Here is a 12,603-nt window from a genome sequence, read left to right as displayed (position 1 = left end):
GCAATTACTGACGAACCCCTTCCACAGAGATAATCAGTTCCACTTCCTGAGAGGCCGGGCCCAGATCTTTGGTGATATTGAAGTCTTTCAGGCGGATTTTTCCTTCGGCTTCAAAGCCTGCGCGGTAGCCGCCCCAGGGATCGTCGCCCTGGCCCAGCAGTTTTGCCTCCAGTTTCACCGGTTTGGTGACCCCGTTCAGGGTCAGATTACCGGTGATATCCAGCTCATCACCATCCTTCTTCACGTCGGTTGAGGTGAAGGTGGCTTTCGGGAATTTTCCGGTGTTCAGGAAGTCGGCGCTGCGCAGATGCTTGTCGCGTTCGGCATGGTTGGTATCCAGGCTCTCGGTATTGATGGTGACGCTAACTTTATCGGCGGCAGGATTTTTTTCGTCGAAAGTAAAGCTGCCGTCGAAGTCTTTAAAGGTTCCGTACAGCCAGCTGTAGCCAAGGTGCTGGATCCGGAAGTTGATAAAGGCATGTTGCCCCTCTTTATCGATCTTGTAGTCCGCGGCCAGCGCCGTGCCGCTGGTGAACATCAGGGCGCCAAGGGTAAGTCCCAGCAGGCTTTTTTTCATCGTTTCACTCCATAGTTAACGCGACGTTTTGCCCAGCATGCGCCAGAGCGTAACGTCTTTATCGATTAAGTGGTGCTTTAATGCGGCCAGCCCATGAGCGAGGGAGAGTAAAACCACGCTCCAGGCGAGCCACAGGTGAATATCCCCCGCCAGATCGGCCTGCTCTCCAGCGCCGCTTAGCGTCGCGGGGACCTCAAACCAACCGAAAACGCTGATCGGTTTGCCGTCGGCGGTAGAGATCAGGTAGCCGGTAAAAATAATGGCGAACAGGCCAAGATAGAGCAGCAGGTGTGCCGCCGCCGCGCTGACGCGCGTGAAGCGCGAATAGCTGGCGAGCGGAGGCGGAGGCGGCGACACCCTGCGCCAGATAACGCGTGCCACCATTGCCAGCAGCAGCACAATGCCGATGCTTTTATGCAGCTCGGGAGCTTTGTGGTACCAGCCGTCGTAATAGCCCAGCGTGACCATCCACAGTCCCAGACCGAACATGCCATAGACCGTCAGTGCCACCAGCCAGTGAAACAGGATCGCAAGATGCCCGTAGCGTGATTGAGAATTACGCCATTGCATATCAAATCGCCAAAAGAATTATCGGTAATGCTAAATGTGTCCTGGAAAATAACTGTCTGCAACAAAAAAATAACCTTGCGGAATCTTATTTTTATAATATTCAAAAAATATGAAAAAGAATCGCTATTTATTATCAGTATTACCGAATTAATTACGGCATTGAACCGTAGGTGTGGTATAGGATAATGAAAAATAAACACTTATTCTAATTTTTTGAATCATCAAATAATTTTTCTGAAAAAGATTTTTTTCACCATTTGTCAGTAATTGTCAGTTGCACATAATATTCGCGGTGGAGGAATGACGGGTGCATTTATATCGGTTTTTACACATTGTTATCATGAGCAGGGGTAAATTAGCCGATGTCGATTAAGATTATTGGCTGCGTAGCAGATGATATTCCCACATCAGATTTTTGGTTTTTATGGTTTATTAATTTGTATTGGTTGTTTTTTTTGGTGTTTATGACTGCAAAATGACGATAAATGCAGCAATAAAAATCGTTAGCTTGATAACAATCCGCTTTTTGTATAAATTAAAGTTATGTAAGTCGGGGCGTCCCGCCGTGGACATCACCCCGGTCTGTTCTCTGTGGTGGTACTGCCAGTACCGTCACAGAAGCGCTATGCGTGTTGAAACGGAGCTGCGCAAATTCGCCGCTACCGAACAGCGCATCACCTCGTATTCCGGTTATGGGTAACCGGAGTCCGGCAGATCTCACTGCGTTATAGCTTTCACACCCTGCGTGGCGAAGTACCACGTGCGACAAGGACGGGAAAGCTATGATGCCGTCAGCATAATCAGGTTATTATCTGAGGGATATTCATGAGCAATCATTTAGAAAATAAACATACCCGGCGCCATGCCTTCTGGCGCAAGCGCCAGAAAAAAACGCTGTCGGTCGACGATATTACTATCGTGGATAAGCAGATGCTGAAGCGCGCCGTTGGCGCCGCAGCGCTGGGTAACGCCATGGAATGGTTTGACTTCGGCGTTTACAGCTTTCTTGCCGTGACTATTGGTAAAGTCTTTTTTCCCGGTGGCAGTCCCGCCGTGCAGTTGATAGCCACCTTCGGCGCGTTTGCCGCCGCTTTCCTGGTTCGTCCTCTGGGCGGCATGGTGTTTGGGCCGTTAGGCGATCGCATCGGGCGTCAGAAGGTACTGGCTTTCACCATGATTATGATGGCGGCAGGAACCTTCTGCATTGGTCTGATCCCCGGTTATGATCGGTTAGGTATTGCGGCGCCGCTGCTACTGCTCCTGGCGCGTCTGGTTCAGGGGTTCTCCACCGGCGGCGAATATGGCGGTGCGGCAACCTTCATAGCAGAATATTCCACTGATAAGCGGCGCGGCTTTATGGGCAGTTGGCTGGAGTTCGGTACGCTTTCGGGGTACCTGCTGGGAGCGATTCTGGTCACCGGTATGACCGCGCTACTGACTCAGGAACAGCTTCTGAGCTGGGGCTGGCGCGTTCCATTTTTCATTGCCGGCCCGCTGGGGCTGTTCGGGCTCTATATCCGCCTGAAGCTTGAAGAGACGCCGGCTTTCCAGAAACATATGGAAAAGCAGGAGGCGCTGGAGCACGACAAGCCACAGCCCGGATTGCGGGAGATGCTGTCCCGCTACCGCATTCCGATGCTGAAATGTATCGGTCTGGTGCTGCTGTTTAATGTCTCCAACTATATGCTGACCTCCTATATGCCCAGCTATCTGACCAGCGTACTGGGAATGAGTGAGCTCAGCGGTTTGATGCTGGTGATGGTAGTGATGTTTATCATGATGCCGCTGACGCTGGCTTCGGGCTACTGGAATGACCGCCTTGGCCGGCGCCCGGTGATAATGTGTGGTGCCGTCGGGCTTATCGTACTGGCTATCCCTGCTTTGTGGCTGATTGGTAGCGGTTCACTGCCTGCCATCTTCCTGGGTCTGGTTATCCTGGGGGTATTGCATACCTGCTTTAGCGGCACTATGCCGGCGACCCTGCCTGCGCTGTTCACCACTGAAGTCCGCTACAGCGCGCTGGCGATTGGTTTTAATCTGTCTGTTTCCCTGTTTGGCGGTACCACGCCGCTGCTGACCAGCTGGCTGGTGGAAAAAACCGGCAATGTCATGATCCCTGCCTGGTATCTGATGGGGGCCGGCGTTATCGGGGTGATTACCGCCTTCTTTATGCGTGAAACCGCGCGTAAGCCGCTGCGCGGCTCGGCACCGGCGGTCGGTAGCGAGGAAGAGGCGCACCGTCTGGTACAGAAGCTGGAACGCCAGGCAGAGAATCTGCCGGCCAGTAGTTAAGCCGGCAGTCCCTGTGACTTAGTTATCGGAAGCAAAACGGCTCAGGCGGAACGGATTGAGATCGAAGGAGGATGCTTTACCGCGCGCAAAATCGCAGGCGATTTCGCCCAGTACGCTGGCGAACTTGAAGCCATGGCCGCTCAGACCGGTTATCACCATGGCTTCCGGCATATCCGGCAACTGGTCAATGATAAAGTCTTCGTCCGGGGAATTATCGTAGGTACAGGCCGCGCCGTGCAGACAAACGCCCACGCCGGGCAAAATCTGGCGCAGGAAGCTGAATACCTCGCTGCCGTCGCCGGGTAGGGCGCCGAAGGGTTTACGTTCATCGGGGGCGCCGATAGGCTGGCCGCCATTATGTTTGCCGATTTTCAGTTCGTTATTTTCGGCCGGAAAGCCGTAGAACTGGTCGCCGTTGGGCAGCTCGCCGGTAAAGGCCGGAAAGTGATTTTCCGCGCTGTAGCGGCCATCAGCCTGGTGCCATGCGAAGATTTTGCGTACCGGGGTGACGGGCAGACCGGGGATCAGACGTTTTACCCAGGTGCCGGCGCTAATCAATATTCTGGGAGCGCTGTAGACGCCATCTACCGTTTCGACTTCAACCCCACTCTCACAGCGGCGTATCGCCGTGACCGGGCAGTTAAACAGCTGGGCGCAGCCGGCTTCCCGGGCAAGGCGAATCCAGGCCGTAATCGCCGTTTCGCAGTACAGTACGCCCGAATCCGGTTCAAACAGCCCCAGATAGTTGTCCGGCACCGCGATCTGCGGCCAGCGCCGGACTAACTCGCTGGCATCCAGCTGTTCCAGCGGCAGTTTCCACTGTGCCGCGCTCTCCTTAACGTTACGCAGAAATTCGGAGCTGGCGGGGCCGAGGTTCAGCACGCCGGTGCGGACAAAGATGCGTTCGCCGCTCTCTTTGTGCAATTCATTCCATAATTCCTGGGCTCTCAGCACCAGTGGCAGATACTTTTCCCCCTCACCGTAGGCGTGACGGATCAGGCGGGTGGCGCCGTGATGGCTGCCTTCGTCATGGGGCGGGTGAGCACTGTCGGTCATCAATACTCGCAGCCCGGCGCGGGTGGAGTACCAGCCAGCCGCGGCGCCGATCGAACCGCTCCCGACGATGATTAAATCGTAATCCATGCTGTTCTCTCTGTTATGTTGCTATGCATTGCAGGGTAATTAACCTGCTGATAACACACAAGCCCGAAAAATAAAAAAGGCGCCGAGCTGGCGCCTTGCTATGATTTAATTTTGGGTTTAATGCTTAAGATGGTCATTCACCGGGTATTCTCCCGATTCGATTTTGGCTATTCCCGCCTCGAGAATAGAAATAAACTGGCGGGCGACGTCGGTGGTTAGCCACAACGTCTGGCCGACCTCTGTTTCGTCCGGGTGCGCTTGATTTGCAGTCAGGTAGTGCAGGCGTAACATCAGAGCATCGTAACTGTCCACGGTGCTGATATCCCATCCTACAAGGGGATGAGTCTGAATTACTTCGTTATTTTTTTCCATGATACCCCCTTAATACGTGTTTATGGCAACGGACTGTGAGGATCAATGCATATTTTATTCGTGAAGCATTATGATTATATCAAAAAAACAATCGATGGGGCAGTCCGAATAAAAATTAAAACGGGCCATTATGCTTTTTTTGATTAAAGTGGGTAATAAATCATCATTTCAATGAGAGCAGGATTAAAGCAGCGAATGATAATGAGGAATATTCTCAGAAAACGTAGCGAGAAAAAGCGAAGAAGCAAAAAAGCCGGGTGGCGACACCCGGCAAAATAGCACAAAAAGAGAGGGTGTCTGGTCAGGCAGAGTAAAACCAGTCTTCGGCGCTTTCCCAGGTTTCCTGGAGAATATCGCGGATGCGTTCTTTATCATCCGGCGAGCCACCAATGACGGAAAGGTTATTGCTGGCGGCATAGCGTACCAGTACCTGTCCCGGGCTTTCGGGAAAGGCATTTTCAATTCGACGTGAGAACTCGCAGCTAAGCGCGTCGATAGCACCAGGCGGCAACGACGTGGTTCTGGCAATGGTCACTTCAATACGCATAGAAAAATCCCCTGTTGATAGTGCTGTATATATATACAGTCATACGGTATGGCTTGCAACAGGGGGAACGATAATTATTGACTGAACTTAGCTTTTTACCGACCAGGGCAGCGTTTCGCCCGCAAGAAATGGGATTAGCGTATCGTCGCTGAGGGCGATGCTTTCCGGTATAGACTTCGGTTGGCGTACCAGCTCGATGAACTCTTCATTAACCGGCAGGCCGTAAAAGCGTGGGCCATTCAGCGAGCAGAAGGCTTCCAGATGCTCCAGAGCTTCCAGTTCTTCAAATACGGTGGCGTAGGCGCCCATGGCTGCCGGCGCATTAAAACAGCCGGCACAGCCGCAGCAAGCCTCTTTGCGATGGCGCGGATGAGGTGCTGAGTCGGTACCCAGGAAAACCCGATCGCAGCCGCTGGCCACCAGTTCACGCAGGGCCTGCTGATGGATATTGCGCTTGAGGATCGGCAGGCAGTACAGATGCGGACGCACGCCCCCCACCAACATGTGGTTGCGGTTAAACATCAGATGCTGAGGCGTAATGGTGGCTGCCAGCCGCTCATTGCCATCGCGTACATACCAGGCGGCTTCCCGGGTGGTGATATGCTCGAACACTACTTTGAGGCCGGGAAGGCGCTTACGCAGCGGCTCCATTACGGTTTCAATGAAGCGCGCTTCGCGGTCGAAAATATCGATATCGGCGTGGGTGACTTCACCGTGCACCAGCAGCGGCATACCGATTTTTTCCATCCGCTCCAGTACCGGCATAATGGCGTCGATACTGGTGACGCCGTGGCTGGAGTTGGTGGTAGCGTTGGCCGGGTAGAGTTTCGCGGCGGTAAAAATGCCTGCCTGCATACCACGTTCCAGCTCATTCGGTTCGAGAGAATCGGTCAGGTAGCAGGTCATCAGCGGTTCGAAGCGATGACCGTCAGGGACGGCGTCCAGAATGCGCTGGCGGTAAGCCTGAGCTGCTTCTACCGTGGTTACCGGTGGAACCAGGTTGGGCATCACTATCGCCCGGCCAAAGGTGGCGCTGGTCCAGGGTACGACGGTTTGCAGCATTTCACCATCGCGCAGGTGAAGGTGCCAGTCATCGGGGCGGCGGATTTTTAAAACCTGGTTCTGTTCGGTCATGGAGGGTGCTCCGGCTAAAGAAAATCGGTCGGGTGGGGCTGGTTATGCCGGGCACTAAGGATAAGCGGAAACGTTTTCCTTTGCACCCCCCGGCGTGAAATTTTCCGGGGGGAAAAGAGGGCTTAGTCAGTAAAGGGGATAACAATTTCGCCAGGCTTCACTTCAATGCCTTTGGCATATTTCTTCGCCATAGCTTCGCCTTTACTGCGATCTTCACTCAGAACGTAGGCTGGCTTCTGATTAAAGTAGCTACGCAACGACTGATTCAGATAAGGAACGATAGTCTGAAGCACCGATTCCATCTTTTGCGGCTCGATAGTGGTATCTACCACTTCCATTTCACGCAGATAAATCGCGCCCTGTTCGGCATTAAAGAAAGGCTCAGCCTTGAGCGTTAGCTTCATGGTGGCTTTCTGATTACCGAATAGTGAACTCATATCCAATTGGGCATCACCGGTCAGCGTTACCTTATTCGGTTCTTCGCGACCGATTTTACTGGCCAGATTGGTCAGGACGATATGGGCATCGGCCACGCCGGGAACGCCAATATCTTTGGAGAAGTCATTACGCTTCGCCAGCGCCTGATTAATCTCCTGCTCGCTGATAGTATAAGACGTGAGCTGGTTACATCCTGCCAGCAGACCGCCAATTACCAGCGCCGCGGCCATTACAAACTTTTTCATAGCATTCCTCTTTTGCATGCCGAATCCTCCGATCCTGACATAAAGCAGCATCCTGCACCAGCAGGAAGATAACCAGCAGAAAAAGCTGAAAGTGCTATTTGGCGGAAATGGGGCGTATGCTCCGCGATGTTGGCGTTCGACATGGGGCAATAACACGTGCGTGTCTCGGGCGAGCTGTGACGGCCCGGCCAGCCAGCCGATCTCCATGCACTATAGTAATGATAAGGCTGGAGAGGAGGGGCAAGATGAACAAAATCGTACCCTGTCTGTGGTTGCAGGAACGGGCGCAGGAAGCGGTCAGTTTCTGGTTGCAGGCATTTGAAAAAGGCCATGAGCGGATGCGTAACTACTATCCGGACGATCGTCATTTACCTCGGGGAACGATAATGACCGTGGATTTCAGCCTCTGGGATTGTGAGCTGCTGGCACTTAATGGCGATGCGCAAATGCCGTTTACTCCCGCCCAGTTTCTGCGCGTCACCTGTACTTCCCGTGAACGGCTTGAGCAGCTGTGGACGGCGTTAAGTACCGGGGGAAAGGTTATGATGCCGCTGGACAGCTACCCCTTTAGCGACTGCTTCGGCTGGCTGGAGGACCCTTTCGGACTTAACTGGCAGTTACGGCTGGCGGACTACGATGAGATAGCACCTGGAATAATGTTCTGCGACGCGCTGTATGGTCGGGGGAATGAGGCGATCGCCGCCTGGGGGAGTACACTGCTGCCCTGTGAGCGGGATGAAGCTATTCTTAATCCCGATGGAACCATCCAGCAGTCGCGATTCCTGTTGTGCGGCCAGCCCTTCCTGATGCAGGAAAGTGATTACCCCCACGGCTTTACCCTCTCCAGCGCCTTTTCGTTTTGTGTCTGGTGCGATAGTCAGAACGAAATTGACCGGCTATGGAAGCGGCTGGGCGAAGGCGGTCAGGAGATAGCCTGCGGCTGGCTACAGGACGCGTTCGGCCAGTGCTGGCAGATTCTGCCGCGGGAGATGCCGATGCTGCTGGATGGTCGCCAGCAGCATAAGGCGTATCAGGTGATGCAGGCGCTGTATCAGATGAAGAAAATCGATCTTCAGCGCCTACACGATGCCTGGCTTAACGCCTGAACGGTGCAAAGGGCGAGTGGGCGCAAAAAAGCGGCATGTTGCTGTTTTCACGGGGGTTAGCGGGCGTTTATAGTAGGCAGGCGCTGAGCCAGAGAGCCAGTGCGACAAACATAATGAGATAAGGAGACAGGGGATAAGATGTTTGGCTACCGTAGTCATGTACCGAAGGTGCGGCTCACTACAGAGCGTCTGGTCGTGCGACTGGTTCACGCCAGAGATGCCTGGCGGCTGGCCGACTATTATGCGGAGAATCGCCGGTTTCTTAAACCCTGGGAGCCGGTGCGCGACGAAAGCCACTGTTACCCTTCTGGCTGGCAGCCGCGTTTGTCGATGATCGAAGAGCTGCATCGTCAGGGCAGCGCATTCTACTTTGCCCTGCTGGATCCAGATGAACAGGAGATTCGCGGCGTCGCCAACTTCTCTAACGTGGTGCGCGGCTCTTTTCACGCCTGCTATCTGGGCTATTCGCTGGGCGAAAAATGGCAGGGGCAGGGACTGATGTTCGAGGCGCTGACTTCCGCCATCCGTTATATGCAGCGTACCCAGCATATCCATCGTATTATGGCCAACTATATGCCCCATAATCAGCGCAGTGGTGCGCTGCTCGCCAGGCTGGGATTCAAAAAAGAGGGCTATGCCCACGACTACCTGCTGATTAATGGCGTCTGGCGCGATCATGTGCTGACGGCGCTGACGACCCCGTCATGGGTTCCTGGCCGGTAACGCCCGTTTAAAGGAGAGCAAATGAAGTATCAGTTCAGCCCGACTCAGGCCCGCCTGATTGGCTGCCTGCTGGAAAAGCAGGTCACCACCCCGGACCAATACCCGATGTCTCTGAACGGCGTCGTTGTCGCCTGTAATCAAAAAACCAACCGCGACCCGGTCATGAATCTTTCCAGTAGCGAAGTTCAGGAGACGCTGGACGAACTGGTCAAACGCCATTACGTCAGCACCCAGAGCGGTTTCGGCAATCGGGTGACTAAATATGAGCAGCGCTTTTGCAACTCGGCCTTTGGCGACCTTAAGCTTTCACCGGCGGAGGTGGCGCTGGTCACGACGCTGTTGCTGCGCGGCGCCCAGACCCCCGGCGAACTGCGCAGCCGCTGCGCCCGGATGCACGAATTCGCCGATATGGTGGAGCTGGAAAACGCTCTGGAACGGCTGGCCCGGCGCGAAGACGGCCCTTTCGTGGTACGACTGGCGCGCGAAGCGGGCAAGCGCGAAAGCCGTTATATGCACCTGTTTTGCGGCGAAGTGACGGCGGCCACGACGGACAGCGTCGAACTGCCGACTGGCGAGCCCGGGCTGGCGGAGCGCGTGGAACACCTGGAGCAGGAGGTGGCGGCGCTGAAAGCGCGTCTCGATTCTCTGCTGGCGCATTTGGGAGATTAAGCGATGGCGCAGTTACGAATTGGCGTGGTGGGGCTGGGCAGTATTGCGCAGAAGGCCTGGCTGCCGGTGCTGTCCGCCGCCCGCGACTGGCGACTGGTGGGCGCGTTTTCCCCCACCCGCGAACGGGCGCTGCCTGTCTGTCAGATGTATCGCATCGATTACTTTTCGTCGTTATCGGCGCTGGCGGCGCAGTGCGACGCGGTCTTTGTGCACAGCGCGACCGCCAGCCACTACGCGGTGGTTAGCGAACTGTTGCGCGCTGGCGTTCACGTCTGCGTGGACAAACCACTGGCGGAAAATCTGAGCGAAGCCGAGAAGCTGGTGGCGCAGGCCAGCCAGCGGCGGCTGGCGTTGATGGTCGGCTTTAATCGTCGCTTCGCGCCGCGCTACCGGGCGTTAAAGGCGGCGTCAGGCGAACTGGCGTCGTTGCGTATGGATAAACACCGTAGCGACAGCATAGGTCCTGGCGATCTGCGCTTTACGCTGCTCGACGACTACCTGCATCTGGTGGATACTGCTCTGTGGCTGGCCGGCGGCGATACCAAACTGGTCAGCGGCGCGATTCGCACCAATGAGGAAGGGCAGATGCTATGGGCTGAACACCACTTCCAGCGTTCCCAGCTTCAGGTCACCACCTGTATGCATCGCCGGGCGGGCAGTCAGCGTGAACAGATACAGATGGTGACCGACGGCGGTTGGCTTGAGGTAACCGATATGCGCGAGTGGCGCGAAGAGCGGGGCGCTGGCGTGGTAACTCTGCCGGTACCCGGCTGGCAGAGCACCCTGGAGCAGCGCGGTTTTGCAGGTTGCGCCCGCCACTTTATTGATTGTGTGGCAAATCAGACGGTTCCGGAAACCTCCGGTGAAGAGGCGCTGCGCGCCCAGCGCGTAGTGGAACAGCTGTGGCGCGAGGCCGTCAGCGAATAATCCCTGGTAACATCTGTCGGTAGTAATTCATTTCAGCTCGGGTAGACTAAGCGCTCCTGATTTGACCGGCGCCTGTGGCACAGGCGCCGGCGTTGTCTATGGAACAAGGGATCCATGAACTTATTAAAATCGCTGGCGGCTGTCAGCTCTATGACCATGTTTTCACGCGTGCTGGGTTTTGCGCGCGATGCCATTGTCGCGCGCGCCTTTGGCGCTGGCATGGCAACAGATGCCTTCTTTGTCGCGTTTAAACTTCCCAATCTGCTGAGACGCATTTTCGCCGAAGGGGCCTTTTCCCAGGCTTTTGTTCCTATCCTGGCGGAGTATAAGAGTAAAGAGGGTGAGGAGGCGACCCGCCTGTTCGTCGCCTATGTTTCCGGGCTGCTGACCCTGGCGCTGGCGGTGGTGACTATCGCAGGCATGCTGGCGGCACCCTGGGTGATTATGGTGACGGCGCCGGGATTTGCCGATACGGCGGATAAATTTAACCTGACCAGCCAGCTGCTGCGCATTACCTTTCCCTACATTCTGCTGATCTCGCTGGCTTCGCTGGTGGGGGCAATTCTTAACACCTGGAATCGTTTTTCGGTACCGGCTTTTGCGCCCACGCTGCTGAATATCAGTATGATTTGCTTCGCACTGTTTGCCGCGCCTTACTTTAATCCACCAGTTCTGGCGCTGGGTTGGGCCGTGACCGCGGGTGGCGTATTACAGCTGTTCTATCAACTGCCGCATCTGAAGAAGATAGGTATGCTGGTGCTGCCGCGCGTGAGCTTTAAAAACGCCGGGGCGTTGCGGGTAGTGAGGCAGATGGGCCCGGCGATTCTCGGCGTTTCGGTCAGTCAGATCTCACTAATCATTAACACCATTTTCGCCTCATTTCTGGTCTCCGGCTCGGTTTCCTGGATGTACTATGCCGATCGCCTGATGGAGTTCCCTTCTGGCGTGCTGGGTGTGGCGCTGGGGACTATTCTGCTACCGTCGCTCTCGAAAAGCTTTGCCAGCGGCAACCATGACGAATACTGCCGCCTGATGGACTGGGGGCTGCGGCTCTGTTTTCTGCTGGCGTTGCCCAGCGCCGTGGCGTTAGGGGTGCTGGCTAAGCCGCTGACCGTTTCGCTGTTCCAGTATGGGAAATTCAGCGCTTTCGATGCCGCGATGACCCAGCGGGCACTGGTGGCCTATGCCGTAGGTCTGATGGGGCTGATTGTGGTGAAGGTGCTGGCGCCGGGCTTTTATTCGCGCCAGGATATCAAAACCCCGGTTAAGATTGCCATTGTGACCCTGATTATGACGCAGTTGATGAACCTGGCGTTTATTGGCCCGTTGAAGCATGCCGGTCTGGCGCTCTCTATCGGTCTGGCCGCGTGCCTGAACGCCAGCCTGCTATACTGGCAGTTGCGCAAACAGGATATTTTCACACCGCAGCCGGGCTGGCTGGGTTTTCTTATCCGGCTGGTGGTTGCTGTGGTGGTGATGGCGGCGGCGCTGGTGGGAATGCTCTGCGTGATGCCTGAGTGGTCGCTGGGGGGGATGCCGTATCGACTGCTGCGCCTGATGGCGGTGGTGGCGGTGGGTATCGTGGCTTACTTTGCCACGCTGGCGCTGTTAGGCTTTCGTCCCCGGGATTTTGCCCGTCGTACCCTGTAGATTGAATGATTCATATCCGGCCCGGCCAGCGTTGCTGACCGGGTTTTTTTAGGTTTATCGCGGACTGGCAGGAAACTGGCGTTATAGCTCAAAAGAGAAGCCGCGCTTCAAAATAAACGGAACAGTTCAGCGTTCCATCATATTCTGCCGGTTTACGGCTGCCACTTTCGAACAGGCTACGCGCACCGGCAATGAACCTTTTTTATGTCC

General features: G+C 55.3%; 13 protein-coding genes. 6 read left to right on the top strand and 7 right to left on the bottom strand.

Annotated elements, in window-relative coordinates; translation table 11 throughout:
• Positions 1-4 precede the first annotated feature (4 nt).
• Both V3W49_RS08505 and V3W49_RS08500 read right to left on the bottom strand, forming a co-directional pair.
• Positions 5-577, bottom strand: a complete 573-nt coding sequence (locus tag V3W49_RS08505; protein ID WP_500144915.1) for a YceI family protein — start codon at positions 575-577, stop codon at positions 5-7.
• Positions 578-592: 15 nt separating this feature from the next.
• Positions 593-1,147 (bottom strand): cytochrome b, encoded by a 555-nt coding sequence (locus V3W49_RS08500; RefSeq protein ID WP_500144914.1) that lies wholly within the window; start codon positions 1,145-1,147, stop codon positions 593-595.
• An 825-nt stretch (positions 1,148-1,972) separates the two neighbouring features.
• Between V3W49_RS08500 and proP the strand changes: the two genes are divergently transcribed.
• A complete protein-coding gene (proP, locus tag V3W49_RS08495; RefSeq protein ID WP_500144913.1) occupies positions 1,973-3,439 on the top strand; it encodes a glycine betaine/L-proline transporter ProP in 1,467 nt (488 codons plus the stop codon).
• A gap of 18 nt (positions 3,440-3,457) precedes the next feature.
• Here proP and solA read toward each other — a convergent pair whose 3' ends face one another.
• The 5 genes from solA to V3W49_RS08470 all read right to left on the bottom strand — a co-directional run bounded on the left by solA (position 3,458) and on the right by V3W49_RS08470 (position 7,318).
• Positions 3,458-4,582, bottom strand: coding sequence for an N-methyl-L-tryptophan oxidase (gene solA / locus V3W49_RS08490; protein WP_500144912.1), 1,125 nt, complete (start codon positions 4,580-4,582; stop codon positions 3,458-3,460).
• Positions 4,583-4,699: 117 nt separating this feature from the next.
• Entirely contained in the window at positions 4,700-4,954 is a 255-nt protein-coding gene (gene bssS, locus V3W49_RS08485) for a biofilm formation regulator BssS (protein WP_500144911.1), read from the bottom strand.
• A gap of 301 nt (positions 4,955-5,255) precedes the next feature.
• Positions 5,256-5,501 carry a DNA damage-inducible protein I gene (gene dinI, locus V3W49_RS08480; protein WP_500144910.1) on the bottom strand — a complete coding sequence of 82 codons (246 nt, stop codon included), beginning with the start codon at positions 5,499-5,501 and terminating at the stop codon, positions 5,256-5,258.
• Positions 5,502-5,588: 87 nt separating this feature from the next.
• A complete protein-coding gene (gene pyrC, locus V3W49_RS08475) occupies positions 5,589-6,635 on the bottom strand; it encodes a dihydroorotase (RefSeq protein WP_500144909.1) in 1,047 nt (348 codons plus the stop codon).
• A 122-nt stretch (positions 6,636-6,757) separates the two neighbouring features.
• Positions 6,758-7,318, bottom strand: coding sequence for a lipoprotein (locus V3W49_RS08470; RefSeq protein ID WP_500144908.1), 561 nt, complete (start codon positions 7,316-7,318; stop codon positions 6,758-6,760).
• A 245-nt stretch (positions 7,319-7,563) separates the two neighbouring features.
• Here V3W49_RS08470 and V3W49_RS08465 point away from each other — a divergent pair, with 245 nt between their 5' ends.
• The 5 genes from V3W49_RS08465 (at position 7,564) to murJ (ending at position 12,393) form a co-directional block, all read left to right on the top strand.
• Positions 7,564-8,424: a VOC family protein gene (locus V3W49_RS08465; protein WP_500144907.1), complete on the top strand. Its 861-nt coding sequence runs from the start codon at positions 7,564-7,566 to the stop codon at positions 8,422-8,424.
• A gap of 138 nt (positions 8,425-8,562) precedes the next feature.
• The gene (gene rimJ, locus V3W49_RS08460) at positions 8,563-9,147 is read left to right on the top strand and encodes a ribosomal protein S5-alanine N-acetyltransferase (protein WP_500144906.1); all 585 of its coding nucleotides are present in this window, start codon (positions 8,563-8,565) and stop codon (positions 9,145-9,147) included.
• A gap of 21 nt (positions 9,148-9,168) precedes the next feature.
• A complete protein-coding gene (locus V3W49_RS08455; protein WP_500144905.1) occupies positions 9,169-9,816 on the top strand; it encodes a YceH family protein in 648 nt (215 codons plus the stop codon).
• 3 nt (positions 9,817-9,819) lie between these two features.
• Positions 9,820-10,743, top strand: coding sequence for a Gfo/Idh/MocA family protein (locus tag V3W49_RS08450; protein ID WP_500144904.1), 924 nt, complete (start codon positions 9,820-9,822; stop codon positions 10,741-10,743).
• Positions 10,744-10,857: 114 nt separating this feature from the next.
• The gene (gene murJ / locus V3W49_RS08445) at positions 10,858-12,393 is read left to right on the top strand and encodes a murein biosynthesis integral membrane protein MurJ (RefSeq protein WP_500144903.1); all 1,536 of its coding nucleotides are present in this window, start codon (positions 10,858-10,860) and stop codon (positions 12,391-12,393) included.
• The last annotated feature ends 210 nt before the right edge of the window (positions 12,394-12,603 follow it).

This window comes from Rosenbergiella sp. YN46, from assembly GCF_036620675.1.
GTDB lineage: Bacteria > Pseudomonadota > Gammaproteobacteria > Enterobacterales > Enterobacteriaceae > Jejubacter.
The sequence above is the reverse complement of the archived record's forward strand: the minus strand, read 5'-3'. Positions and strand labels throughout refer to the sequence as shown.

Coding starts and splice junctions, on each gene's coding strand:
- pyrC (WP_500144909.1), bottom strand. CDS start 6,635: ATGACCGAACAGAACCAGGTTTTAAAAATCCGCCGCCCCGATGACTGG.
- V3W49_RS08500 (WP_500144914.1), bottom strand. CDS start 1,147: ATGCAATGGCGTAATTCTCAATCACGCTACGGGCATCTTGCGATCCTG.
- V3W49_RS08465 (WP_500144907.1), top strand. CDS start 7,564: ATGAACAAAATCGTACCCTGTCTGTGGTTGCAGGAACGGGCGCAGGAA.
- rimJ (WP_500144906.1), top strand. CDS start 8,563: ATGTTTGGCTACCGTAGTCATGTACCGAAGGTGCGGCTCACTACAGAG.
- murJ (WP_500144903.1), top strand. CDS start 10,858: ATGAACTTATTAAAATCGCTGGCGGCTGTCAGCTCTATGACCATGTTT.
- dinI (WP_500144910.1), bottom strand. CDS start 5,501: ATGCGTATTGAAGTGACCATTGCCAGAACCACGTCGTTGCCGCCTGGT.
- proP (WP_500144913.1), top strand. CDS start 1,973: ATGAGCAATCATTTAGAAAATAAACATACCCGGCGCCATGCCTTCTGG.
- bssS (WP_500144911.1), bottom strand. CDS start 4,954: ATGGAAAAAAATAACGAAGTAATTCAGACTCATCCCCTTGTAGGATGG.
- V3W49_RS08505 (WP_500144915.1), bottom strand. CDS start 577: ATGAAAAAAAGCCTGCTGGGACTTACCCTTGGCGCCCTGATGTTCACC.
- V3W49_RS08450 (WP_500144904.1), top strand. CDS start 9,820: ATGGCGCAGTTACGAATTGGCGTGGTGGGGCTGGGCAGTATTGCGCAG.
- V3W49_RS08470 (WP_500144908.1), bottom strand. CDS start 7,318: ATGAAAAAGTTTGTAATGGCCGCGGCGCTGGTAATTGGCGGTCTGCTG.
- V3W49_RS08455 (WP_500144905.1), top strand. CDS start 9,169: ATGAAGTATCAGTTCAGCCCGACTCAGGCCCGCCTGATTGGCTGCCTG.
- solA (WP_500144912.1), bottom strand. CDS start 4,582: ATGGATTACGATTTAATCATCGTCGGGAGCGGTTCGATCGGCGCCGCG.